19 protein-coding genes are annotated in these 23,717 nt (G+C 57.9%); 11 read left to right on the top strand and 8 right to left on the bottom strand.

Going from position 1 to position 23,717, the window contains the following annotated elements:
* Positions 1 to 57 precede the first annotated feature (57 nt).
* The 6 genes from HY010_01390 to HY010_01365 all read left to right on the top strand — a co-directional run bounded on the left by HY010_01390 (position 58) and on the right by HY010_01365 (position 7,376).
* A complete protein-coding gene (locus HY010_01390; protein MBI3474356.1) occupies positions 58 to 2,406 on the top strand; it encodes a glycoside hydrolase family 3 C-terminal domain-containing protein in 2,349 nt (782 codons plus the stop codon).
* 64 nt (positions 2,407 to 2,470) lie between these two features.
* Positions 2,471 to 3,298: a glycoside hydrolase family 16 protein gene (locus tag HY010_01385; GenBank protein ID MBI3474355.1), complete on the top strand. Its 828-nt coding sequence runs from the start codon at positions 2,471 to 2,473 to the stop codon at positions 3,296 to 3,298.
* A 180-nt stretch (positions 3,299 to 3,478) separates the two neighbouring features.
* On the top strand, positions 3,479 to 4,840 hold the full coding sequence (locus HY010_01380; GenBank protein ID MBI3474354.1) for a sugar MFS transporter: 1,362 nt from the start codon (positions 3,479 to 3,481) through the stop codon (positions 4,838 to 4,840).
* Between the two features lie 28 nt (positions 4,841 to 4,868).
* Entirely contained in the window at positions 4,869 to 5,864 is a 996-nt protein-coding gene (locus HY010_01375) for an ROK family protein (protein MBI3474353.1), read from the top strand.
* Between the two features lie 6 nt (positions 5,865 to 5,870).
* Positions 5,871 to 6,482: a molybdenum cofactor guanylyltransferase gene (locus HY010_01370; protein MBI3474352.1), complete on the top strand. Its 612-nt coding sequence runs from the start codon at positions 5,871 to 5,873 to the stop codon at positions 6,480 to 6,482.
* Between the two features lie 117 nt (positions 6,483 to 6,599).
* Positions 6,600 to 7,376, top strand: coding sequence for an ATP-binding cassette domain-containing protein (locus tag HY010_01365; protein MBI3474351.1), 777 nt, complete (start codon positions 6,600 to 6,602; stop codon positions 7,374 to 7,376).
* Between the two features lie 94 nt (positions 7,377 to 7,470).
* On the opposite strand, the gene HY010_01360 is transcribed toward HY010_01365, so the two are convergent.
* The 5 genes from HY010_01360 to HY010_01340 all read right to left on the bottom strand — a co-directional run bounded on the left by HY010_01360 (position 7,471) and on the right by HY010_01340 (position 13,628).
* Positions 7,471 to 8,112, bottom strand: coding sequence for a riboflavin synthase (locus tag HY010_01360; protein ID MBI3474350.1), 642 nt, complete (start codon positions 8,110 to 8,112; stop codon positions 7,471 to 7,473).
* A 161-nt stretch (positions 8,113 to 8,273) separates the two neighbouring features.
* Positions 8,274 to 9,248 (bottom strand): hypothetical protein, encoded by a 975-nt coding sequence (locus tag HY010_01355; GenBank protein MBI3474349.1) that lies wholly within the window; start codon positions 9,246 to 9,248, stop codon positions 8,274 to 8,276.
* Between the two features lie 208 nt (positions 9,249 to 9,456).
* Positions 9,457 to 10,602 (bottom strand): bifunctional diaminohydroxyphosphoribosylaminopyrimidine deaminase/5-amino-6-(5-phosphoribosylamino)uracil reductase RibD, encoded by a 1,146-nt coding sequence (gene ribD, locus HY010_01350; GenBank protein MBI3474348.1) that lies wholly within the window; start codon positions 10,600 to 10,602, stop codon positions 9,457 to 9,459.
* A gap of 61 nt (positions 10,603 to 10,663) precedes the next feature.
* Positions 10,664 to 11,623, bottom strand: coding sequence for a signal recognition particle-docking protein FtsY (gene ftsY, locus HY010_01345; GenBank protein MBI3474347.1), 960 nt, complete (start codon positions 11,621 to 11,623; stop codon positions 10,664 to 10,666).
* 193 nt (positions 11,624 to 11,816) lie between these two features.
* Complete coding sequence (locus HY010_01340; protein ID MBI3474346.1) at positions 11,817 to 13,628, bottom strand: HAMP domain-containing protein; 1,812 nt, start codon at positions 13,626 to 13,628, stop codon at positions 11,817 to 11,819.
* A gap of 483 nt (positions 13,629 to 14,111) precedes the next feature.
* On the opposite strand from HY010_01340, the gene HY010_01335 reads away from it, so the two are divergent.
* Positions 14,112 to 15,149: a GHMP kinase gene (locus tag HY010_01335; protein ID MBI3474345.1), complete on the top strand. Its 1,038-nt coding sequence runs from the start codon at positions 14,112 to 14,114 to the stop codon at positions 15,147 to 15,149.
* Positions 15,150 to 15,194: 45 nt separating this feature from the next.
* On the opposite strand, the gene HY010_01330 is transcribed toward HY010_01335, so the two are convergent.
* On the bottom strand, positions 15,195 to 17,447 hold the full coding sequence (locus HY010_01330) for an FdhF/YdeP family oxidoreductase (GenBank protein ID MBI3474344.1): 2,253 nt from the start codon (positions 17,445 to 17,447) through the stop codon (positions 15,195 to 15,197).
* A 250-nt stretch (positions 17,448 to 17,697) separates the two neighbouring features.
* On the opposite strand from HY010_01330, the gene HY010_01325 reads away from it, so the two are divergent.
* From HY010_01325 to ribB, 4 genes are all read left to right on the top strand, one after another.
* The gene (locus HY010_01325) at positions 17,698 to 18,648 is read left to right on the top strand and encodes a hypothetical protein (protein ID MBI3474343.1); all 951 of its coding nucleotides are present in this window, start codon (positions 17,698 to 17,700) and stop codon (positions 18,646 to 18,648) included.
* Positions 18,649 to 18,657: 9 nt separating this feature from the next.
* A complete protein-coding gene (locus tag HY010_01320) occupies positions 18,658 to 20,298 on the top strand; it encodes an NAD+ synthase (GenBank protein ID MBI3474342.1) in 1,641 nt (546 codons plus the stop codon).
* A gap of 235 nt (positions 20,299 to 20,533) precedes the next feature.
* A complete protein-coding gene (locus HY010_01315) occupies positions 20,534 to 21,469 on the top strand; it encodes a thioredoxin domain-containing protein (GenBank protein ID MBI3474341.1) in 936 nt (311 codons plus the stop codon).
* A gap of 30 nt (positions 21,470 to 21,499) precedes the next feature.
* Positions 21,500 to 22,666: a 3,4-dihydroxy-2-butanone-4-phosphate synthase gene (gene ribB, locus HY010_01310; GenBank protein ID MBI3474340.1), complete on the top strand. Its 1,167-nt coding sequence runs from the start codon at positions 21,500 to 21,502 to the stop codon at positions 22,664 to 22,666.
* 76 nt (positions 22,667 to 22,742) lie between these two features.
* Here ribB and HY010_01305 read toward each other — a convergent pair whose 3' ends face one another.
* Positions 22,743 to 23,006 (bottom strand): hypothetical protein, encoded by a 264-nt coding sequence (locus HY010_01305; GenBank protein ID MBI3474339.1) that lies wholly within the window; start codon positions 23,004 to 23,006, stop codon positions 22,743 to 22,745.
* Between the two features lie 21 nt (positions 23,007 to 23,027).
* On the bottom strand, positions 23,028 to 23,498 hold the full coding sequence (locus HY010_01300) for a MerR family transcriptional regulator (GenBank protein ID MBI3474338.1): 471 nt from the start codon (positions 23,496 to 23,498) through the stop codon (positions 23,028 to 23,030).
* Between the last annotated feature and the right edge of the window lie 219 nt (positions 23,499 to 23,717).

Here is a 23,717-nt window from a genome sequence, read left to right as displayed (position 1 = left end):
TTAGTATCGTCCGTTCACATTCTGGATGTCAGAATTCCTCGCTTACTGGAGAACCTCATGGACCGTGCCTGGATATTTCTTGCCGTACTGTTTGCCGCCTTTTCTGGATTGCTTGGCTTGGCCCAGGCACAAGAGAAGTTGCCGTATCGCAATCCTGCGTTGCCGGTCGAACAGCGCGTGGCGGACCTGCTCTCGCGCATGACGCTGGAAGAGAAAGTCGCACAGTTGGGCGGGAGTTGGCAGAACCGGAGCATCGTGCAGGACGAGACGCAATTTTTCGTGAGCAAGGATCGCGCGTTCCAGCCGGATCGTGCGGCGGTCCTTTTGAAGGACGGGCTCGGTCAGATGTCGCGGCCGAGCGAGCAGCGCGGACCTCGCGAGATGGCGGAGTTCACCAACACGTTGCAGAAGTGGATCCTGGAGCACACGCGGCTGGGAATTCCCGTCCTGTTTCATGAAGAGTGTCTGCACGGCCATGCTGCGCCGATGGGGACTTCGTATCCGCAAGCGATTGGCCTTGCGGCCACGTGGGACACGGCGTTAGTCCATGATGTTTTCTCGGCGACGGCGCAGGAAGTGCGTGCCCGCGGCGCACAGCAGTGTCTGACGCCGGTGCTGGACCTGGCTCGCGAGCCGCGCTGGGGACGCACGGAAGAAACGTACGGCGAAGATCCGTATCTGACGTCGCGGATCGGAGTGGCTGCCATCACTGGTTTTCAAGGCGATGGTCCGGCGATCGATAAAGCGCACGTGATGGCGACCACCAAACATTTTGCGGTTCACGGCCAGCCCGAAGCGGGCACCAATGTCGCACCAGGAAACTATTCCGAACGCGTGGTTCGCGAATATTTCCTGAAGCCGTTTGAAGTTGCGATTCAAGAGGCGCATGCGGCCAGCCTGATGCCGTCCTACAACGAAGTCGATGGGATTCCATCGCACGCCAATAAGCATTTACTGAACGATGTGCTGCGGAACGAATGGGGGTTCCAGGGAGTCGTGGTCTCCGATTATTTTGCGGTGAACGATCTGCAGATTTTGCATCACGTCGTGGCGGATCAGGATGTGGCGGCGCGCACGGCGCTCGAATCGGGCGTGGATGTTGAGCTTCCTGCGGTGGCCACTTTCCGGACGCTGTTGCAGCAGGTGCGCGACGGCCGGGTGTCGGAGGCGCTGGTCGATCGCGCCGTGGGGCGCGTTCTGCGCATGAAGTTTCTGACGGGATTGTTTGATGATCCATTTGTTGATCCGGCATACGCGGAGAAAGTCACGAATAGTCCGGAGCATCAGCAGTTGGCGGCGAAGGCGGCGCGGGAAGTCTTGACGCTACTTAAGAACCAGAATGGATTGCTGCCGCTGGATCGCACGAAATACAAGCGGATTGCGGTGATTGGTCCGAATGCAGGCGAGGTCCACTTGGGCGGATACAGCAACAAGCCCGGCCGCGGCGTGAGCGTGCTGCAAGGCATCAAGGACAAAGTCGGGTCGAGTAGTGAAGTGCTCTTCGCCGAGGGCTGCAAGATTACGGAATCGCTTCCCGACTGGGACGTGGACAAGGTCGTCCTGGGAGATCCGGTGCTGAATGCGAAACGTATTCAGGAAGCGGTACTGGTCGCGCGCAAGGCGGATGTGATTCTCCTGGTAGTGGGCGAAAACGAACAGACCTCACGGGAAGCCTGGGCCGTCAACCATCTTGGGGATCGCGACAGCCTTGATTTGCTGGGCAGCCAGGATGATCTGGCCAAGGCCATGGTCGATACGGGAAAGCCTGTGGTTGCTCTCATACTGCACGGGCGTCCGAATTCGATCAACTACATTGCGGAACATGTCCCCGCGATCCTCGAGGGCTGGTACCTCGGGCAGGAAGGTGGGACCGCGGTTGCGGATGTGCTGTTTGGAGATGCGAATCCAGGAGGCAAGCTGCCGATCACCGTGCCGCGAACAGTTGGTCAACTGCCTGATTACTACTATCAGAAGCCGTCAGCAAAGCGGGGCTATTTGGGATCGACGACACTGCCGCTGTTTCCGTTTGGATGGGGATTGAGCTACACGACGTTCAAGTACGGCAATCTGCGGTTGGACCATCCGACGATGGGGACGTCAGGCGAGACGAAAGTCAGCGTGGATGTGACGAACTCCGGCAAAATGCGCGGGGATGAAGTGGTGCAGCTCTACATCCGCGATGAAGTGAGTTCCGTCACGCGTCCGATTAAAGAATTGCGCGGCTTCCGCAGGATCACGCTGGAGCCGGGCGAGACGAAGACGGTCGATTTCAAACTGGGCTTCGAACAGTTGTCATTTCTCGATCGCGACATGCATAAGGTAGTCGAGCCCGGAACCTTCAAGGTCATGGTGGGCGGCAATTCGGTGGACCTGATCGAGACTACACTTACGGCTGTGGCAAAGTGACGCGCGGACGGGCAAGGCAGCCGCGCTAAATAGGAGGTTTGCTGTGATTCGAATTTCTAAAGGGATGATTGGATTGACTGCATTCTTTTCGGTGATTGCTACGAGTTGTGGTTCTTCACAGACCAAGGTGACTCCACCTCCACCGCCTCCGTCGTATCAGTTGACGTGGAGTGATGAATTCACTTCGACCAATGGTTCGTTGCCGGATTCATCAAAATGGGTCATGGAGACGGGTGGCGCCGGCTGGGGAAATAACGAATTGGAGACGTACACCAATCGAACGCAGAACGCGCATGTCCAGGATGGCAACCTGATGATCATTGCGGCGAAGGAGACTTACACCGGGAGTGATGGAATCACCCGGCAATACACTTCGGCGCGGCTGAAGACGGCGGGCTTGTTTGATCAGAAATATGGACGTTTTGAGGCGCGCATCCAGATTCCGCAGGGGCAGGGAATGTGGCCGGCATTCTGGATGCTAGGCAACAATGTCGGCACAGCCGGATGGCCGGACTGTGGCGAAATTGACATCATGGAGAACATCGGCAAGGAACCGGACAAGGCACATGGCAGCATGCATGGTCCGGGCTACTCGGGCGCCAATGGTTTGTCGGGGATGTTTACTCTGCCATCAGGCAAGTTCGCGGACGGCTATCACCTCTTTGCGGTGGAATGGGAGCCTTCGGTGGTGCGCTTTTACGTGGACAGTAATTTGTACGAGACACGTACGCCGGCAGATCTTCCGTCGGGAACGACATGGGTTTTCGATCATCCATTCTTCTTGCTGCTCAACGTAGCCGTCGGTGGCGATTGGCCGGGTAGTCCCGATAACACCACAGTTTTCCCGCAAAATATGCTGGTCGACTATGTCCGGGTGTACTCGAAGAAATAGAACGAGTCGAAGGTCATTCGTTGCGTGCCGGTCCCGGAGTGCGCCATGAGGCCTAGAAAACCGATTTTCTTCAGAGGCGGGAAACGTCCCTTCATTGTCTTTTCTCGCCGAATCAACTGTATGTTCCGGGAAAACTTGCGGTAGACTCGTTGCGCAAGCAGAATCGGAGAAAAACCCCAGATGGCCAATGTCAGTGTAAGTTCCACGGCCCCTACTTCATCGGATTCCAATCAGAGTTACGGCAGCGCGCTCGCCATTGTCACCACACTGTTCTTCATGTGGGGATCGCTGACATCGTTGAATGATGTGCTGATTCCTTACGCGCAGCATGCGTTCACGCTGAACCTCGCGGAGAGCATGCTGATTCAGACTGCCTTTTTTGCGGCGTACTTCGTGTTCTCAATTCCGGCCTCGAAGATTGTCGACTGGATTGGATACAAGAAGGCCATTGTGGTGGGATTGATGACGATGGTGGCGGCGTGTATCGGGTTTTATCCCGCGGCCAAGATTCCATCATTCCCGTTCTTTCTGGGCGCGCTAATCGTGTTGGCGACCGGAATCACGATTCTGCAAGTGGCGGCGAATCCGTATGTGGCGGTACTGGGCAGGGCCAAGACAGCCTCGAGTCGCCTGAATTTGACGCAGGCATTTAACTCGCTGGGGACGGCGGTGTTTCCCTGGGTCGGGGCACGTGTCATTTTGGGAACTACGACTTCAGCCATCGCACAAAGCACGTCGCAGCAAGCAGATGCGATCCTCAAGTTATACGTATATTTTTTCGCGTTGGCACTATTCATTTTGGCGGTTGGGATCGGGCTTTCGAAACTCCCGCAGATTCAATCGGCCGAGCACCGGCTAGGCGAGAAGGTAAATGACAGTGTCTGGAAACATCCCAACCTGGTCTACGGGGCAATTGGGATCTTTGTCTATGTCGGGGGCGAAGTGGCGATTGGAAGTTCAATCCCGAACTATCTGGCCTTGCCGAGTATCGGTGGATTCGTCGCTGACATCGCGGAACCTGCTGCCCGTTACCGTGCCGCATTGGCAGAGGCGACCAAGTATGTCTCGATTTATTGGCTGGGCGCGATGGTCGGAAGATTTATAGGGTCGGCGCTGTTGCAGAAAATCAAACCTGGGAAATTGCTGGCGCTGGCGGCCATCATGGCGGCGTTGCTGGTCACCATTTCCGTTTTCACCAATGGTCACGTTGCCATGTGGTCGATCCTGGCGGTTGGACTGTTTAACTCGATCATGTTCCCTTGTATTTTCACGATGAGCATCGCCGAACTGGGGCCGCTTACCGGAGACGGGTCCGGCATTTTGAATATGGCAATCGTGGGTGGCGCGATTATCCCGTGGATCACCGGTAAGGTTGCCGACATGATCAACCGGGCATACTACCCGGCGATGACAGAGGGCAAGACAAGTTGGGGGCACGGCATTCATTACGCGCTCCTGCTGGCCACGATCTGCTATCTCTACATTTGGTTCTTTGCCGTGAGCGGTTCCAAGACAAATAGCGAGCGCTACGGCAAGGCTTAAGAAGATTTCCGCTTGTCGAAGGTAGGTAATGAACGAAGATTGCGTTATTGGCATTGATATTGGGGGAACCAAGATCGCGGCAGGACTAGTCGATCTTGAGGGCGAGCTTACGGCTTCGAGCCGGTCCCCGATGGTGGCGCGGGGCGCTGCGGCGGAAGGCTTGGCTGCAGTCGAGAGTGCGATTCAGACTGTGCTGGCACAGAAAGGTCCCCATCAGAAGATTCGCGGGATCGGCATCTGTTCTCCCGGCCCGCTCGATCCGCATACGGGAGTCATCATCAGTCCTCCCAATTTGCCCTGCTGGCGTAATTTTCCGCTGGCGGAGAACATCCGGAATTTGTTTCAGGTTCCAGTGCTGGTCGAAAACGACGCAAATGCGGCAGCGCTGGCGGAGTTCAAATGGGGCGCGGGGCGCGGTTACCGCAACGTTTTTTATTTTTGCATTGGGACGGGGATCGGCACCGGCGTGGTTTTTGATGGAGCCATCTATCATGGCCGGACCGGCACAGCTGGTGAAGGCGGTCACATGGGGATCGATCTCAACGGTCCGCGCTGCGGGTGTGGTAAGAAAGGCTGCATCGAGGCACTGGCCTCTGGTCCAGCGATTGCGCGCCGCGCTCGAACGAAACTGTCGGGCGTGTCGTCCGGCAAGCTGCTGGAACTCGCTGGCGGCGATCTCCACAAGGTAAATAGTTACATGGTGGGACAGGCGTCCGCGGAAGGCGATCCGGTGGCGAAAGCGGTCATTGAAGAAACGCTGGACGTTCTCGCTTACTGGCTGGGCAATATCATTGATCTGCTGGAGCCGGACGCGATCGTCATGGGTGGCGGAGTCGCGTCGATGCTGGCGGACTATCTTGACGAATTGCGCGGGCGGTGGAAGGGGGCCTGCGTGAATCCTTGGCCCGATCAGATTCCTCTTCTGCTCGCTCGCTATGGAGAAGAATCCGGAGTCGCTGGGGCGGCGGCATTGATGAGTCCCTCTCAGTTGGCCGACCCTTCTTTGCTGTCAACGCCAGTCTAGACGCCGATGCCATCTGCACGATCCTCTGAAAACGCGCCTTCGATTGCGGGCTTCATTTTGGCGGGAGGGAAAAGCTCGCGTCTGGGTGTCGACAAGGCGTTCCTGGAATTTCAGGGACGCAGTTTGCTCGAACGGGCGATCGAAACGATGCGCGAGGTTTGCGACACGGTATCGATCGTAGGGGATCCCGCAAAGTTTGCAAGCTATGGGGCGGTGGTCACCGATGTTTATGAAGATTGCGGACCGCTGGGCGGGATTCACGCTGCACTGGCGCAGACTTCTGCCGAGATAAATATGGTGACGGCGGTGGACATGCCATTTGTCTCTCGCGAATTTCTTGCATTTTTGCGGACGACGGCGATGGCATCGGATTCGCTAGTGGTGGTACCCCGGACGCGCAAGGGATTCCAGCCTTTGTGCGCGCTGTATCGGCGTGAATTTGGTGCGGCGGCGGAAGTGGCCCTGCGAGCAGGGAAGTACAAGATTGATGCCGTGTTTCCAAGTGTCTCCGTCCGCGTGATCCACGAAGAAGAGTTGCTGCAGGGCGGATTTTCGGAGCGAATCTTCCTGAATATCAATACACAAGACGATTTGCGGGCCGCACAGTCCAATCCGTAAATACGGGGCCCCCGTCTCCGCCAGCAGTGGCGGTGGAGATGTCGGAGACGCGGCAAGCCGCGTCTTTACGGATAAATTTCTTCAACAAACGGTTGAGCCCGAGTCGCCTCTCATGCCATGCTGTTGGCGATGGCTAACGGAACCACTAAACCCTACATCGAGTTTCAGAACGTCTCCAAGGCCTTTGGGGACCGCGTCATTCTGGACAATGTGAGCTTCGATGTCCTGCCGGGAGAGATGGTCTGCATCCTGGGGCGAAGCGGTGTCGGGAAATCTGTTTCTCTGCACAACATCATGGGGTTCCTGAAGCCGGATTCTGGGCGCGTCATCGTTGCGGGGGAAGATATCACCGACTATGCCGAACCGCAGCTGGAACTGATCCGCAAGAAAGTGACGATGGTATTTCAAAATGGAGCGCTGTTTGATTCGCTGAGCGTTGGCGAAAATGTGGCTTTTCCATTGCGCGAGCGGCGAGAACTGTCCGAAGAACAGATTCTGCAGGTGGTGGATGGACTACTGGAGATGGTCGGCGTGAAGGAGATGCGCGACTTGCTTCCTTCGGATCTCTCTACCGGAATGAAGCGGTCGGTGGCGATTGCGCGTGCATTGTCCGCGCAGCCCGAGTGCGTTTTGTACGACGAGCCGACCACGATGGTGGATCCGCTGATGGCGCAGTTGCTGGGCGACCTGATTGCGCGGCTGAAATTGCAGCTTCATCTCACATCCGTGGTCGTGACTCATGACATGCGTCTGGCCAAGAAATTGGCGGATCGCATCGTGTTCCTGCACGAGGCGCGCGTGATTTTCTTCGGACCCTACAAAGAGATGGAGAAATCCGAGGAGCCGATTGTGCAGGAGTTTCTGGATCTGGACGAGTTGACGCTAGAAGCTTAAGAACAGTGGTTAGTGATTAGTGATTGGTGGTTAGGAAAAGCGAACTCGATCACTAGCGACGAATCACTCATCACCAATCACTAATCACTGATTTCTAAAACCCTTGCTGTACCAAGTCCTCGATTGACAAAGTACTCTCTGGTTCGCGTTTCATCATTTTCTCGACATACTTGGCGATCAGGTCGGCTTCCAGGTTGACGGGATCGCCTCGTTTGAGGGAGCCGAGGTTCGTCATCTCCACTGTGTGCGGAATGATTGCGATGGTGCAGCGGTTATTTTCCAGCTTCGCGACCGTCAGGCTGATTCCTTCAATCGAAATCGATCCCTTGAAGACCGTGTATTTCTCGATGTCGGGCGGCATTTCAATGTGGAGCCACCAGTTGTCGGAGTCGGCGATCCGTTCGAGTTCGATCAGGCGGCCGACGCCGTCGACGTGGCCCTGCACGATGTGTCCGCCAAAGCGGCCGTTGGCCTTCATGGAAAGTTCCAGGTTCACCCGCGCCCCTTCATGAATGCGCGAGAACGAGGTCCGTTCCCAGGTTTCGGGTGCAAGGTCAGCGCAGAATGAATTTGCCTTGATATCGAGTGAGGTCAGGCAGACGCCGCTGACGGCGATGCTCTCGCCGGGCTTCAACTCTTTGGGAGCTTGCTCCGCCTGAATGGTGATGCGACGATTCTCGCCGTGCTGAGTGATCTTTGAGATGGTGCCGACTTCCTCGATGATGCCGGTGAACATGAATACCTTCCCGTAAACCGCGTGTCTACAGGATAAATGGTTCGGGTTTTCCCGGCTATTGCGGGTGCGATACGAGTCCGCTTCACTTTGCCATCGACCGAAGTCCGTCACTTGCGCGTCCGGCAAGTGACAGAACATTCGGCCGATAGAGCAATTCATTGCTAGTGTCCGACGAGCCGCCAGGTTTCGTTCATTAAGACTCCATCCTCGGTCAACCCGCCGAAGAGGACGACCTGATGTGCGTCGCGGTCATACGCCATTCCCACTCCCTCGCGCGGGGACGGGGAGACAGTCGGGATCATTTGAGCCCAGTCGCTTCCACTCCACGACCAGGTTTCACCCAATCCTCCGAACAGAACAACCGCATGTACCGCGGGATCGAATACGCCCCCGGCTCCGATGAATCGGGGAACCTGAGTGGCGGGGGTTACCCATGTCCAGTCGGTCCCGTCCCAGATCCAGGTGTTGTCGGTGCGAATGGTATCGCCGTTGCCTCCGGTGAGGACGACGTTATGCCGCAGTAGATCGGGGGTTGCAGTTCCCCAACCTCTTGGGATAGGAACCGTGTGGGGGTGAAGCTGTTTCCATGAGGTCCCCGTCCAGCGCCACGTGATATTGAAGGCGGGGACGCGCCGGTTGGAGTTGTATCCGCCAAACATCATCGCGTCGCCGGAGATCGGGTCGGTAAACAACGAGGCTCCGGTGGCGTGCGCGGGCATGCGCTGCATCTCGACTTGCGTCCAAGTTGAAGAGGCTCCGTCCCAGACCCACGTGTCGTGTAGGAATCGGTTGGTGTCGAAGCCACCGAACATCACCAGCTTGCCGCTCGGACGGTCATACGCCATGCCTGCGCCATTCCTGACGGGCGGCGCGACGGGGGTTGCGACCTGGGTCCAGTTGTTGCCGTCGTAGGTCCATGTGTCATTGAGGTTGCCGTTGTCGCTAAAACCTCCGAACAGGACGACTTTCTTGCTTACGGGGTCGTATGCCATGGCCGGGTAAAAGCGAGCGGGGGGAGATGCCGCCGGAGAGAGCTGATTCCAGGTGGAAGCATGCAGGGCTGCCGGCTGTGCTGCCACCAGCGCGAACGCAGCCAGTGCGGCGAACAGACGGACTGAGAAGGGAACAGGGGACATTTGATCGGATTCCTTTTTTAGAAAACGTTACTTGCTGAATGAGCAATACGTTGAACAATGCCGGAGAGTTCCGTGGCTTCCGAAACAAAACAAATGGTCTGGAGGCCTTCTCGAAGCCGAAACCCGCAACGGGCGAGGATTTTGGACCCGGCCAGCGCGATTGTCAATAGGCACGAATTTGCACCTGGGAGGCTAGCTGATGCGACGTCTATTCCTGGTAGGGATCCCGCAAATAGCCCTCGACGGCGAAGTCGTCGCCGAAGCGGTGAATGTCGAGACTCTTAACGCGGGCGGCTTCGCTGACGTGCTTGTAGCCTTCGCCTCCAGCAAAGGGAACCGACCCCGTGCCTGCGAGAATCATTGGAGCGTAGTAAAGAAATATCTTGTCGACGACGCCAGAGGAGAGAGCCGCCCAGTTTACGAGCGCGCCGCCCTCGATCAAGAGGCTGGTAATGGTCTGCTGGCCGAGATGGCGAATCACGTCGGCCATGTTCGGACGGCCGTCGGCATCGTCCGCGGCGACCTGCTCCACGCGGATACCCAGTCCTTCCAGTTCGCGCTTACGATTTTCGTCGGCAGTGGAGTAGAGGACGAGAACGTCCTGCTGCGCGGTCTTTACGATGCGCGAGGTGTTGGGCAAGCGCAGGAAGGAATCGAGGATCACGCGAAGCAGGGGTCGGCGGCGGGGAAGGCCGCTACGGTCGGTCAAGAGAGGGTCGTCGGCGATTACGGTGCCTACGCCAACGAGAATCGCGTCGTGCGCGTGCCGGAGCAACTGGACATGGGCTCGCGCCGATTCTCCGGTGATCCAATGATGGCCGGTGCGCGCACCTTCCAAGGGTGGAGTCGTGGAACCGCGCTCGATGCCGGGTTTGGCGGCGGCCGCGATTTTGCCATCGAGAGTCATCGCTGACTTCAGCGTGACGAACGGGAGCGCAGTGCGGACATACTTCGCGAAGCTCTCGTTCAATTTCTTGGCTTCGGCCTCGAACAGACCGACGTCGACCTGAATTCCAGCGGCTCGCAATTTTGAGAAGCCGTTACCGCTCACTTGTGGATTCGGATCTTTCATGGCGCAGACAACGCGGCTGATTCCGGCGGCGATGACGGCGTCGGCGCAGGGCGGCGTGCGTCCCTGATGGGAGCAGGGTTCGAGATTGATGTAGAGAGTGCCGCCGCGGGCGCGATTGCCGGCCTGCGCCAGGGCGAGTATTTCGGCGTGCTTCATGCCGTCATAGGTATGCGTGCCTTCGCCCACTTTTTTTCCGGCAGAGTTCACGACGATCGCGCCGACGGCTGGATTCGGAGAGACGAGTCCAACACCGTGGCCGGCCAGTTCGAGCGCCCGGCGCATTTGATAGAGTTCGTCGCTCAAGGGTGGCTAGGGTCTCCCGTCGTCTTTCGTGCCCGTGGTCCTATGCAAACAACGAATCCACAAATTCCTTGGCGTCGAAGGGCAGCAAGTCGCCAGCTTTTTCGCCGACGCCGACGAAGCGCACCGGTAGTCCTAACTCGCGCGAGATGGCGACCACGACACCACCTTTGGCAGTGCCATCGAGTTTTGTGAGCACGATTCCGGTGACGCCGGCGGACTGCGTGAACTGGCGTGCCTGCTGCAATCCGTTCTGTCCAGTAGTCGCGTCCATCACGAGCAATGTCTCATGGGGCGCGCCGGGGATGATGCGCTCGGCGGTGCGCTTCATCTTTTCCAGTTCCATCATCAGGTTCTGCTTGTTGTGCAACCGGCCGGCAGTGTCGACGATCACGTAGTCGGTCTTTCGTGCAGCAGCGGCCTGCAGGGCGTCGAACAGGACGGCGGATGGATCGCCGCCGGCTTTCGTTTTGATCACTTCCGTGCCGGTGCGCTGTCCCCAGATTTCCAGTTGCTCGATGGCGGCGGCGCGGAAAGTGTCAGCCGCACAGAGCAGGACGGTCTTACCTTGCGAGCGAAAAACTTGCGACAGCTTGCCGATCGTAGTCGTCTTGCCAGTGCCGTTCACGCCCACGACGAGAATGACTTCGGGGGTGCCGTCCACTTTCGTGAGCGGACGGGCGGCGGTTGACGAGGTCAGGATCGCCAGCAATTCCTCTTTGAGCAGTCGCTTCAGTTCGGTTACATCTTTGATCTGCTTACGATCGGCTTTATCGCGCAGCTTCTGCAGGACTTCGTGGGTGGTCGTGCTGCCGAGGTCGGCGCTGATCAGGGTCGCTTCCAGATCGTCGAGAGTGGAGCGGTCAATCTCCTTGCCAATGGCGACGACGTCCTCGATGCGCTCCGCCAGGTTCTCGCGGGTGCGCGTCACCGCTTCCTTCATACGATCAAGGAAACTTGGCTTCTGGACTTCGTCGAGACTGCCGAACAGCGTCTGAATCATGAGGTATCCGTGAGGTGATTATATAGGGCGGCGAGCTTGGGGCTACGAGCTGCGAGCAGGCGGGCGGAGGTTGTGAGAGCGTGGCGGTCGTTCGTCTGGGACAGACGCAGACGGCGAACTCCAATAGCGGTTGAGTCTTCGAACCGTGGCGAGCGGCTCGCGCTTAGCTCAAAGCTCGTAGCTCGCAGCGTTTCTACGATCTGCGCGTATCGACGATAGTTGGATCGAGTGGAGTGATTGGACCGGGTATAGAAGGAGTCGCTCCGGCGGGAGTCCCTTGTTTGGGAATTTTGATGTCTCCGCGAAGGAAGATTGCCAACAGAGCGGTGACGGCAGTCGGGTCGAGGCGCTTGCCGGAAAGATTCTCGATGATCCGTATGGCTTCGTACGGATCGTGTGCCTGCTGATAAGGGCGGTTGGTGGTGAGCGCATCGAAGGTGTCGGCGACGGCGATCACGCGGGGCAGTAGAGGAATGTCGTCTCCGGAAAGCCCGTAGGGATAGCCGCGTCCGTTGAGTGCCTCGTGATGGAGTTCGATGCCGGGCAACATTTCGCGCAGCTGCGTGACCGGACGGAGAAGGTTCGCACCCTTGGTGGTGTGCGTCTTCATGATCTCGAATTCTTCGGGCGTCAGTGCGCCGGGCTTTTTCAGAATCCGGTCTTCAATGCCGATCTTGCCGACGTCGTGCAATTGCGCTGAGATGCGGAGGATCTCAAGGAAGCCGGGATCCAACCCCATTTCGGTAGCGATCATGAGCGAGTATTTCGTGACGCGGTCGGAGTGGCCGCGGGTGTAAGGATCTTTTTCGTCGACTGCACCAGCGAGCATTTGAATCGAGCCCATGAAGAGGGCTTTGTTTTCGTCGGCGGCGCGACGCAGGTCTTCAACGAACTGCTCCAGTTCCTCCGACATGGTGTTGAAGGTAGACGCCAGTTCACCGATTTCGGTTCGCGTTTTGATGTGAACGCGCTGGGTGAAGTCTCCCTTGGCAATCGCGCGGCTGGATTCCGCCAGCACTTGCAGCGGATGCGTGATGCGGCGCGCGGAAAAAATGCTCAGGCCGATGCTCAGGAAAACTGCCAGCAGCGCGAGCAGACGGCCGATGCGCTGCATTTCATAGATGCTGCTATACGCTTCCGCGCGCGGCTTTTGGACCACGACCGCCCAGTCCAGTGCGGAAACAGGGCTGTAGGTTCCCAGCATTTCGGTATTGTTCTTGCCGCTGCGCACGGTAAATTCGCGTGTGGCCGCGAGTTGAGCCTTGCCGCCATCGTCGACAAAACTGCGGACGATGTCGAAGGTGGTCATGTCCTGCCCGGTGGCAAACTCGGCAGAGGCGGCGGCGACCAGGCGTCCCTGGCTATCGACCACGTAGGGGATGAGCCCGGCGCGGTTCACTTCCTGCAAGCGGCGGATCAGGTATTGCAGATCGACGACACATCCGATCATTCCCAGGAAGCGGTCGCCGTACACGATAGGCGTGCTGACCAGGAGAACGGTCCGCGCGGATTTTCCGCCGCCCACCACCAGCGGCTGTCCGCTATAGCTTCGTTTTTCATGAGCGGCGGCGTAGGCACGCTCGAGTTCGCGTTGTAGAAATGCGTCCGGCTCGATGCGTCCGGCGGAAATGCCTTTGGCGTCGAGGTTCAGGACGGTGGCGTACGCAATGTCATTCGAGGACGAAACGAAATGCTCCAACAGTGCTCGCAGTTCCGGGGCCGCGATATTTTGCGCTCCGATATCGTTGCCGGTCGTCACCTGGATCGATGAGGCGAGGTTCGACAACATCATGCGCAGCGTTTCCTGATGTTGAGAAATGTCGTCGGCCAACGATCGCGTAACAGTGTTCTGCAACAGCATCTCGTTGGTTTTCAGCCGGTCGCGATTCATGGTTTCAATCTGCGCCGAATAGAAATACATGGGGACGACACTGAGCGCCAGCAACACGCCAAGGATGACGTAGAGCAGCGGCACGCGGGTTGGGATGGGCAGCTTGGGTGACAAAAGGCCTGTCCTTGGTGCTTCACGGCCGCGAGCGGGGTGGCGGGCTCGTTCCGTTACCTCCCTATTCTAGGAGGATGGAGGAGCGAAGCCTTAGGTGCTGCTAGTACAGCTGACCGTTACGTAAGTAATCGGTGGAAGGCTCCGCTGGTTATGGAAAAAGTCGTTGCGTCCGACGAGGTAAGGAAGGTCGGCGGCCAATTTCCCAGCCCTTACCAAAGATTCCAGCTGCGATTCACAACCAGAGCTTCACGTCGGCGGATCATGTAAACTGTTGTCTGTTCAGAACGCGGGCCAAGCAGAGAGAGCGCTGTGCCGGGCACCACCTGGAGAGACTGGACGATGCCAGTGGCCCGCTCCATTCATCAAAGAAAGTCCATCCCTAGGCAGCACCCCAACCGGAATTTAGCGTTTGCAACACTCCGATCCGCCGACTGGTGCGCCATTTCACTGAATTCAACCGGGCAGCCGTGATACAAACTTGGCATGGCTGGAAAGACCTCGGGAGTCCTGCAACCAACAATTACCGCTCATGCTCCGTGCCGCGCCGACCTGGCGGGAGGCACGATCGATCTTTGGCCGCTCTACCTGTTTCATCCTGGGGCGATGACGTTGAACTTCGCGGTTGAGATACTGACCACTTGCCGGGTGACGCCGCTCAAAGGACAGCGTATTGAACTGTGCTCGGTGGATACGAGCCGCGAGGAAACGTTCGCTGATCTCGACGCGCTGGTGGCCGCAAAAAAACATCAGCATGTGCTGGCGGCCTATCTGGTGCGGTACTTTGCGCCGGAGCGCGGGCTACGAGTGGAAACGAATTCTCAGTCTCCTGCGGGCGCAGGAATTTCGGGATCGTCGGCACTCATGATCGCGACGACCGCGGCACTAGCCCGGTTTACAGGACGCGATCTGGATCTGGAAACGATGCGCGTAATTGCGCAGAACGTGGAAGCGCAAGTGATCAGCGTGCCCACCGGATGCCAGGATTATTATCCGGCGCTGTATGGCGGCGTCAGTGCCATTCATCTCGACGCCGATGGGGTGCGCCGAGCAGCCGTTCCGGTTGCTCCGGAAGAGATCGAACTGCGTTTCGTGCTGGTCTACACGGGCGCGCCGCGAAAATCTGGAATCAATAACTGGGAAGTATTCAAAGCTCACATCAACGGCGATAAACACGTGTTCCGCAATTTGGAAAAAATTGGCGAGATCGCCCGCGAGATGCACCAGGCACTGTTGCGGCATGACTGGGAAGATGTCGCACGGCTTCTCCGCGAGGAATGGAAGTCGCGCCGTACTAATGCTCCGGGTATTACGACTCCGTTAATCGACAAGCTGATCGCGGTAGCGCGAAAGCATGGCGGGCGCGCCGCCAAGGTTTGCGGGGCGGGCGGAGGCGGATGCGTCCTGATGATGGTAGAAGAAGGCGCGAAGGAAGCGGTGTCGAACGCGGTCGCGCGGGCGGGTGGACACATTTTGCCGCTGAGAGTAGCAAGGGATGGATTGCGTGTGGAGACGCAAGCGTAGCGGTTCCCTCGCGAGACCAGGAACTGGCGCTGCCAATCCGCGTCTCTACGGTGTGTTTGAGCGACTGGCCACGATGCTGATGATGACGGACTTCGAGGCAGGCGTCATGCTGCCTCGGGCACGCTGTCCTAAAGGGACGAGCGGATTGGATTCCGGAAAATACATGGCCGCGTTTCCACGCGGAAGATCGTACGGAATTGCTCTGACGGATTGAATGGTTCTTTTTTCTTCCCGGTAGTGGCTCGTGATATCCACCAGTTGTCGAGCGACCAGGCCGCGCTCTCGCATGTCTTCTGGATGCAGAAATATGACTCGCCGTCCGTCGTGGATGCCGCGATAGCGATCGTTATTGCCGTAGATGGTGGTATTGAATTGATCGTGCGTCCGGATGCTGGTCAGCACCAGTTGACCGGGCTCAACGGGCAGAGGCTGGATCTGGCAGACTGCAAACTCCGCCTTTCCACTGGCGGTGCGAAACTCACGTTGCTTGGCGGGGACGGGTGCGTAGAAGCCGCCCTGTCCGAGGCGGTCGTTGAAATTTTCGAAACCGGGGACGATGCGGGAAATTCGGTCGCGCAGGCGAGCGTAGTCGGTGGCGTAATCGCTGGTCCATGTGGTGTTGAAGAGTGCGTCGGCGATTCCCGCCACGATGGCAACTTCACTGCGCAACGCGGGCGAGATCGGCGGAAAGATTCCGCGCGTGGATGAGATCCACGAGACAGTGTTTTCGACCGAGCCCACCTGATCCAGTTCGGTGCGGGATAAGCAAGGCAAGATCAGCGCTGCATCGCCCGTCACGAGATGAGCGCGATTGAGGCGGGTGGCGATCGAGACAGTCAATCGCGTTTTTCGCAGGCCCTCGGCGACCGCGTGAGTGTCCGGCGTGGCAGAGAGGAAATTGCCACCGAGGCTGAGGAATACTCGCACGCTTCCCGCGACCATGGCTTCGATTGCTTCGACCGTGTTGTAGCCGGGCTTGCGTGGAGAGGTGATGGCAAATTCCTTCTCCAGCGCGGCATAGAAGGCTTCGGGCATCTCTTCGGCGATTCCCATCGTGCGGTCGCCCTGAACGTTGGAGTGTCCCCGCACGCAGAACAGGCCCGCGTTGGGACGTCCGATGTGACCTCCGATGAGCAACAGGTTTGTCAGTTCGCGGATATTGTCGACGGCGTTTTCGTGCTGCGTCAGGCCCATTGCCCAGCACGCAACGGTGCCTCGACTCGTGGCCAGCATCTGCGCGGCTTGCTCGATCTGCGGGCGCTCGATGCCGGATTCGCGGACGATTACATCCCAATCTGCGGCCTCGATGTGGCGGCGATATTCGGCAAATCCAATGGTGTGCTGGCCGAGGAACTCGCGGTCGAGGGCATCGCTCGCCAAAAGGCACTTGGCGAGTCCCTGGAGAAGAGCGACGTCGCCGTTGATCCGCACTTGCAGATAGAGATCGGCGAGCGCCGTGCCATTCGTCAGAATGGCCATCGGATCCTGCGGGTGGATGAAACGGGTCAAGCCAACTTCTTTCAGTGGGTTGACCGCAACAATGCGTGCGCCGCGCTTCTTGGCTGTTTCAAGCGAAGCCAACATGCGCGGATGATTGGTCCCCGGATTCTGGCCGAGGATGATGATCACGTCCGCGCCCTCGAGATCTTCAAGGGTCACCGTGGCTTTGCCTGCTCCCAGTGCCTCTTTCAGCGCGAAGCCTGACGATTCGTGACACATGTTGGAGCAGTCCGGCAGATTGTTCGTGCCGAACTGTCGGGCGAGCAGTTGGAAAAGGAATGCGGACTCGTTAATCGCTTTTCCGCTGGTGTAGAAGACTGCTTCGGCGGGAGTGGAGCAGGCTCGTAGTTCGTCGGCGATGATGCGGAAGGCTTCGGGCCACGAGATCGGACGGTAATGGTCTTCCGACGGGGGGAGGAACATGGGCTCCGCGATACGTCCCTGGGCATTGAGCCAGAGGTCGCTGTGGCGGGCGAGCTCCGCTACCGTGTGTCGGGAGAATATTTCGGGTCCGCAGAGACGAGTCGATGCGTCGTCGGCGAAGGCTTTGGCTCCGTTCTCGCAGAATTCAATTGCGTGGGGCTTTCCGTCGGGATCGGCCCAGGCGCAGCCGGGGCAGTCGAAGCCGTCGACTTTGTTGACCATCCGCCACGTGTCATACGTGCGGCCGGCGCCAAGCTGGCGCAGCGATACGACGAGCGAATTGACGGCGGCGGGCAGGCCGGTGGAGGCCTTCGGCCGGTCTTCGATGCTGGGGCCCTCAGCTTCGAGAGGCGGTTCGGGGGAGAAGTCCCGCATTCGCGCAGTATACGGGTGTGAACCACTGAAATCATGGAGAGATTTAGTCAGTTACACATTGAAGGGCCGCAAACCGGGGTCTGAACGATTCGCCCAATGATTCAGTACTGCAATGTCTCAATCGACTTGCGATCGGGTCTATAATAAGTGTATTAGTCCGGGGTGCTCCGTGCGTTTCCGCTGTCTCCCGCTTCTGGTTGCCCTTTTCGGCTGCGCTCTCGTTGTCGCAGAAGACACTCCGCCTCCTCGAATGTCGAAGGAGACCCGTCAGCAGATCATCCGCGTATTCGAGTCTGAGTTGTGCTACGTCCGCACAAATTTTCCGATGGGCAAGACCGGGCTCAAATTGAAGAACGGAGTACTTACTCCCCACGGCGAGGACCTGCAACATTTGATGGCGTTGTGGGGGCCGGCAGCGAAACCGGGCGACCAGGCACGAATCACGATGATCGCCATCAAGAATGACTACATTCACTTTGAATTGAACGGTGGGCCGGTTCGCAAGCAGAAGTGGTACCAGCGAATTCAGATTCAGGGCGCGGGTGGCTCGACTCCAGTTGCCCCATCGGATTCGAATGCGAATGCGCGCGGCTCGTTCGTGGATATTTATTTTGATCACTATGTACCGGAGATGACGGGGCCGGAATTGAAGCAGGTGATGCGTCCGGTGCTCGATTTCGACTCCAAGTCGCCACTGGAAGCTTATCTGGACACGGTGCCTCCGAAAATCAAAGACGCGATAAAGAATCACCATGTGCTGGTCGGGATGAACCGGGAAATGGTGATGTACGCGAAGGGGCGTCCGCCAAAGAAGTTGCGCGAGCACGCCGATGAAGTCGATTACGAAGAGTGGATCTATGGCGAACCGCCGCAGGATGTGGATTTTGTACGCTTCGTCGGCGACGAGGTGGCGCGCGTTGAAACCATGAAAGTGGGCGGTCAGAAAGAGATTCGCACTGAACGCGAAGTGGAGTTGCCCGCTGCAGTCGCTGCTTCTGGCGACCAGCCGGTCGACCAGCCGGTGAATGCGCCGACGCTCAGGCGTCCCGGAGAAGATATGCCGGAGAGCGATCCCGCCACCGGCATCAACAAGACGCCGCCTGTGGCGCGGCCGCCGTCGAAGGATCCGGGCGGCAATTCGGGGCCGAATAAACTTGCCGTGTCATCGACCGATTGGCATCCGGCACCCTTCTCCCTCTAAACTATTGGTGTGAAGATCGCCCTTGGCCAGATCAACCCCACGGTAGGGGATTTTTCTGGTAACGCTGCCAAAATCATTCAGTTTGCGCAACAAGCCCGTGACGCCGGTGCCGGGCTGATTCTATTTCCGGAACTTTCCATTTGCGGATATCCGCCCCGCGACCTGGTAGAGCGGCCGTCATTTGTGGCCCACAATCGCGAGATGGTGGAGAAGATCGCGGCGGCGACGAACGGGATTGCCGTGATCTGCGGGCTCGTCACTCCAGCGAAGGCCGAGACCGGCAAGTCGGTAATGAACTCGGCGGCTCTGCTGCGCGATGGCCGGATCGAATTCATCCAGTCGAAGATGCTGCTTCCCACCTACGATGTTTTTGACGAGGCACGCAATTTCGCTCCTGCGAAGAGTCAGCAATTATTTGATGGCGGAGGAAAGCAGATTGCGCTCACGATTTGCGAAGACGCGTGGAACGACAAGCATTTCTGGCATCGACGGCTGTATGGAGTGGACCCAGTCGAAGAGTTGATCAAGATGGGCGGCAACCTGGTGCTGAATATTTCAGCGTCGCCATTCTGGCTGGGCAAGCGTGAGTTGCGGCGCGACATGCTGGCGACGATTGCGAAGAATGACAACGTTCCGGTCGCAATGGTGAACCAGGTGGGCGGCAACGACAGCCTGGTGTTCGATGGATCGAGCCTGGTGATTGCTCCGGACGGACGGGTGATCGCACAGGGTAAGTCATTTGCTGAAGATCTCATCTACTTCGACACGCAAAGCCTTACCGGCGACATGCATGAACAGATTGAGGGCGACGAGGCCAGTGCCTACGAAGCGCTGGTGCTCGGCACGCGCGACTACATTCGCAAATGCGGATTCCAGCGTGTGATCATCGGACTGAGTGGCGGCATCGATTCGGCGCTCACAGCCGCAATTGCCGTTGACGCGGTCGGGGCAGGGAACGTTACGGGCGTCGGGATGCCGGGACCCTACTCGTCGCAAGGATCGATCGACGACGCTCGCCAGCTGGCTGAGAATCTCGGGATTCGATTCGAGTTGCTGTCCATCAACGAAATGTACAAGGCTTGCCGCGAGACGCTGGCTCCGGTATTTGCGGGAATGCCAGAGGATGCAACGGAAGAAAATATTCAGTCGCGCAGCCGGGGCATGGTGCTGATGTCTCTTTCCAATAAATTTGGGGCGCTGGTGCTTTCGACCGGCAACAAGAGCGAACTCGCGGTTGGATATTGCACGCTCTACGGCGACATGGTGGGTGGGCTGGCGGTGATCTCCGATGTACCTAAAACGCTGGTGTATCGACTGAGTGAATACGTGAACCTGAGGAGAGAGGTAATCCCGCGGGCCACCATCGACAAGCCACCCTCGGCGGAATTGAAGCCCGACCAGAAGGATTCTGACTCTCTGCCGCCATACGATGTGCTGGACGCGATCCTGGAAGACTATGTGGAAGAGGCGCGGTCGGCGGAGCAGATTGCGGTGGCGCATGATCTGAACCTCGACCTTGTGAAGCGCGTGATCCACATGGTGGAGCGCAGCGAATATAAGCGCCAACAGGCGGCGCCGGGAATCAAGATCTCTACCAAAGCGTTTGGCTACGGGCGCAGGTTGCCGATTGCGGCGAAGCCGGAAATGTAAAGCGGCATCGGAAATCCCGGAGTAGTGGCTCAATTTGTCCGAACTACCACGAAGGTCACGAAGTTTCACACGAAGGGTCACGAAGGAAATCTTGGCCCGAGGCTTTGTGATACTTCGTGTGAAACTTGGTGGCCTTCGTGGTTGTGTTTCTGCGAGCGTTCTCAAAATGACCCACTATCGATCCCGGCGCTACATCGACAATTGCGCCGGCATTTGTAAAAATCAAAGACTGACTATGACAAGCATGTTGCGTACTTTCCTCGTAATCGCCTGCTGCGCTGCTGTCGCGGCTGCCCAAACCAAACCCGCAACTGGGTCGAAGCCTGTCGCCAAGACCGCTCCGAAACCAGCACCTGCGGCTCCCGTGGCTGCCGATAGCTCCGCGCTGCCCTCAGAGGAAGTGATCACGGCCTTCATGAACCAGATGGTTGGGTACAACGGGGGCGTGACATTTCGGGTAGCGGACGTTCGTCCCACCGGCGTGGGAGGGCTCACGGAAGTGCTGGTCGTGATTACGGACGCACAGGGTGCCAACACGAACCGCTTTTACGTTACGAGCGACGGCAAGCACGCGGTGACGGGCGACATTATCCCGTTTGGTCCAAAGCCGTTCGAACAGAGCCGCGTCAAGCTTGAAAAGAGTCTGACGGGGCCGTCGAAAGGGCCGTCCAAAGCTCCAGTGACGATCGTCGAATTTAGTGACATGCAGTGTCCGCATTGCAAGGTGGTTGCTCCCATCGTGGAGTCGCTGCTGGCGCAGGAACCGGACGCTCACTTTGTGTTTCAGAATTTCCCCCTTCCCGGTCACGACTGGGCGCAAAAGGCCGCTGGCTACGTGGATTGCATTGGACGTGATGCAAAGGCGAAGGATGCGGTGTGGAAGTTCGTCCAGAAAACATTCGAGCAACAGGAAAGTATTACCGCGGCCAATGCAGACGAAAAGTTGAAAGCGATCGCTACCGATTCGGGGTCGGATGCAGAAGCGGCTGCAACCTGCGCAGTAAAGCCGGACACGCAGTCCAGAATTGAGGCGTCTCTGGCGTTGGGGAAATCCGTGGGTGTCAACGGTACGCCGTCAATTTTTATCAACGGGCGCATGTTAACCGGCGGGGTGCCTCTGGAGGTGATGAAGCAGATCGTGGACTTCCAGAAGTCGGACGCCGCGAAGTAATTTTGAGTTTGAAATCAGTTGGCTAATTCTATGTCTCCTAAAAGCCCATTTACCGACGTTGCGACTGCGATTGAGGAAATCCGCGCGGGGCGGATGATTATCGTTGTCGATGACGAAGACCGTGAAAATGAAGGCGATCTAACGCTGGCGGCGGAGAAAGTTACGCCTGAGGCTATCAACTTCATGGCGAAGTATGGCCGCGGCCTGGTTTGTCTGGCAATGACTGAAGAGCGGCTTGATCATCTCCGTATCGGGAACATGACCGCGGAGAATACTTCGCAATACGGCACGGCTTTTTGCGAAGCGATTGATGCGCGACAGGGAGTGACGACCGGAATTTCGGCCTATGATCGCTCCCACACCATCAAGGTTGCGATTGACCCGGCAACGCGTCCGACGGATTTGGCACGGCCGGGGCATGTTTTTCCACTGCGGGCACGCAAGGGCGGAGTGCTGGTGCGGGCGGGGCAAACGGAAGCGTCCGTCGATCTAGCGCGGCTGGCGGGAATGGTGCCGGCTGGAATCATCTGCGAAATCATGAGAGACGACGGCACGATGGCACGGGTGCCGGATCTGATGGAGTTTTGCCGCGCGCATGACATGAAGATGCTGACGGTGGCGGAGTTGATCCGCTATCGCATGCAGAACGAGCGCTATGTCCATCGCGTGGGCGAGGCGATGGTCGAGACGGGGCACGGCGAGTTCCGCGTGATCGCTTACGAAAGCGAAGTCGACGGCGGAGGCTCGCACCTGGCGTTTATCCGCGGAGATATCACGGATTCGAAGCGCCCGGTGCTGGTACGAATGCACGCGCATTGCCTGCTGGGCGACGTATTTGGCGCCACCGGTTGCGACTGTCGAGCCACGCTCGAAGGATCCTTGCAGGCCATTGCCGAAGAAGGGCGCGGGGCACTCATCTATCTGCACCAGACTTCCAAAGGATTCTCGGCAGAGAAGATTGGGGAACAGTCGTTTCTCACGTTTCATCGCGAACGACGGCTGCCGACTCTGCCAGAGAGTGAACGGAAAACCCAGCGTGACATCGGTCTGGGAGCGCAGATCCTTTCCGATCTGAATCTGAAGCGAATCCGGTTGCTGACGAATCATCCGCGGCGGGTGGCGGGGTTGGAAGGATTTGATATTGAGATTGTGGAGCAGGTGCCGGTGAAGTTACAAACGGCGGAGCGGCAGGCTTAGAAAGATCGTTTCTTGTAGGGAAGGTTTGAGGATCGACGAGAGACGCGGCAAGCCGCGTCTCCCCGAGAAAGGTTTTCTAGAACGGCTTACGCACGGTAATTTCTTCGTCGTGAATAAAGAACTGTGCGGAGCAGTGGGATGATCCGCAGATTACAGGCAGCAGGCCAGCCATTTGTTTGCGTGTGACTAGCCCGAGCGTGCCGCAGGTCGGGCAGGACAGTACCGCCCAGTAGGGATCTTCCTTTTCGCCAACCTCGCCTGCATTTTCCAGGACGAAGACGGTTCCGGGCTCCATCTGTTCGGGAATCCACTCGCTGAGAACGCTCAGTTCGCCGATCATCTGTTCCTCCCTTGGTTCCACTTACGCTTTTTGAATCCGCCGTAAGGGCCGGATCTGTTCTGACGCTGCGTCCTTCTTCTGAGCCTGGATCTCCGCTTTCACGCGGCGTACTTCGTCGCTTAAGCAGATGTCCAGCATCGGTTGTTGCGAATTCTTCAGTAAATCGACGACCTGCCTTGCCGAGGTGCGCAGGAAAAGGTTCGTGCCGTCAGTGAGCAAGTGATATTCAGACGAGGCGCCGACGGTGGCGGCCAAGCTGGTTCCAAATTCCTGCTGCAGGAAGCGGATGACTCTACGCATGCGCTGCAGAGAAAATCCGCGGCGGCGCAGTTGGCAGATCACGGCCACGGTCACCAGTTGGTCCCAGGCATAGACCCGGCGATGGCCTCGCCGTTCCGGGATCACGATGCTGCGTTCGTCCCACCATTGCAGCTGGCGTGCGGTGATCCCGGTCAGGATCATCACTTCATTGGATGTAAATTCCCGCTGCATTCGGATGATGTCCTGTTTAAAACAAATTACGGTTGAAATGTTTGAAACATTCTAGGTGCAAGCAGGTAGAAGTCAACGGGAGTTTCTGTACAAGCGGTGTTGACTATATGGGTTCAGGATCGTCGAACGTTACGGCCACCTTCCCGGGTACCGAGGGATTGTGAGATCAGGCCAAGCGCATTACCATTAGGCGCACTCATTTTCCCCCTGGAGAGTTGT

This window comes from Acidobacteriota bacterium (assembly GCA_016196065.1).
In the GTDB taxonomy this organism is placed as follows: Bacteria; Acidobacteriota; Terriglobia; order Terriglobales; family Acidobacteriaceae; genus Acidiflorens.
The sequence above is the reverse complement of the archived record's forward strand: the minus strand, read 5'-3'. Positions and strand labels throughout refer to the sequence as shown.

Excerpts from the sequence above, each read along its gene's own strand:
- HY010_01355 (MBI3474349.1), bottom strand. The coding sequence starts at position 9,248 with ATGTCCCCTGTTCCCTTCTCAGTCCGTCTGTTCGCCGCACTGGCTGCG.
- HY010_01335 (MBI3474345.1), top strand. The coding sequence starts at position 14,112 with ATGGCTGGAAAGACCTCGGGAGTCCTGCAACCAACAATTACCGCTCAT.
- ribD (MBI3474348.1), bottom strand. The coding sequence starts at position 10,602 with ATGCGCCGGGCGCTCGAACTGGCCGGCCACGGTGTTGGACTCGTCTCT.
- ftsY (MBI3474347.1), bottom strand. The coding sequence starts at position 11,623 with ATGATTCAGACGCTGTTCGGCAGTCTCGACGAAGTCCAGAAGCCAAGT.
- HY010_01360 (MBI3474350.1), bottom strand. The coding sequence starts at position 8,112 with ATGTTCACCGGCATCATCGAGGAAGTCGGCACCATCTCAAAGATCACT.
- HY010_01325 (MBI3474343.1), top strand. The coding sequence starts at position 17,698 with ATGTCGAAGGAGACCCGTCAGCAGATCATCCGCGTATTCGAGTCTGAG.
- HY010_01375 (MBI3474353.1), top strand. The coding sequence starts at position 4,869 with ATGAACGAAGATTGCGTTATTGGCATTGATATTGGGGGAACCAAGATC.
- HY010_01315 (MBI3474341.1), top strand. The coding sequence starts at position 20,534 with ATGACAAGCATGTTGCGTACTTTCCTCGTAATCGCCTGCTGCGCTGCT.
- HY010_01380 (MBI3474354.1), top strand. The coding sequence starts at position 3,479 with ATGGCCAATGTCAGTGTAAGTTCCACGGCCCCTACTTCATCGGATTCC.
- HY010_01330 (MBI3474344.1), bottom strand. The coding sequence starts at position 17,447 with ATGCGGGACTTCTCCCCCGAACCGCCTCTCGAAGCTGAGGGCCCCAGC.
- HY010_01385 (MBI3474355.1), top strand. The coding sequence starts at position 2,471 with ATGATTGGATTGACTGCATTCTTTTCGGTGATTGCTACGAGTTGTGGT.
- HY010_01370 (MBI3474352.1), top strand. The coding sequence starts at position 5,871 with ATGCCATCTGCACGATCCTCTGAAAACGCGCCTTCGATTGCGGGCTTC.
- HY010_01365 (MBI3474351.1), top strand. The coding sequence starts at position 6,600 with ATGCTGTTGGCGATGGCTAACGGAACCACTAAACCCTACATCGAGTTT.
- ribB (MBI3474340.1), top strand. The coding sequence starts at position 21,500 with ATGTCTCCTAAAAGCCCATTTACCGACGTTGCGACTGCGATTGAGGAA.
- HY010_01300 (MBI3474338.1), bottom strand. The coding sequence starts at position 23,498 with ATGCAGCGGGAATTTACATCCAATGAAGTGATGATCCTGACCGGGATC.
- HY010_01390 (MBI3474356.1), top strand. The coding sequence starts at position 58 with ATGGACCGTGCCTGGATATTTCTTGCCGTACTGTTTGCCGCCTTTTCT.
- HY010_01305 (MBI3474339.1), bottom strand. The coding sequence starts at position 23,006 with ATGATCGGCGAACTGAGCGTTCTCAGCGAGTGGATTCCCGAACAGATG.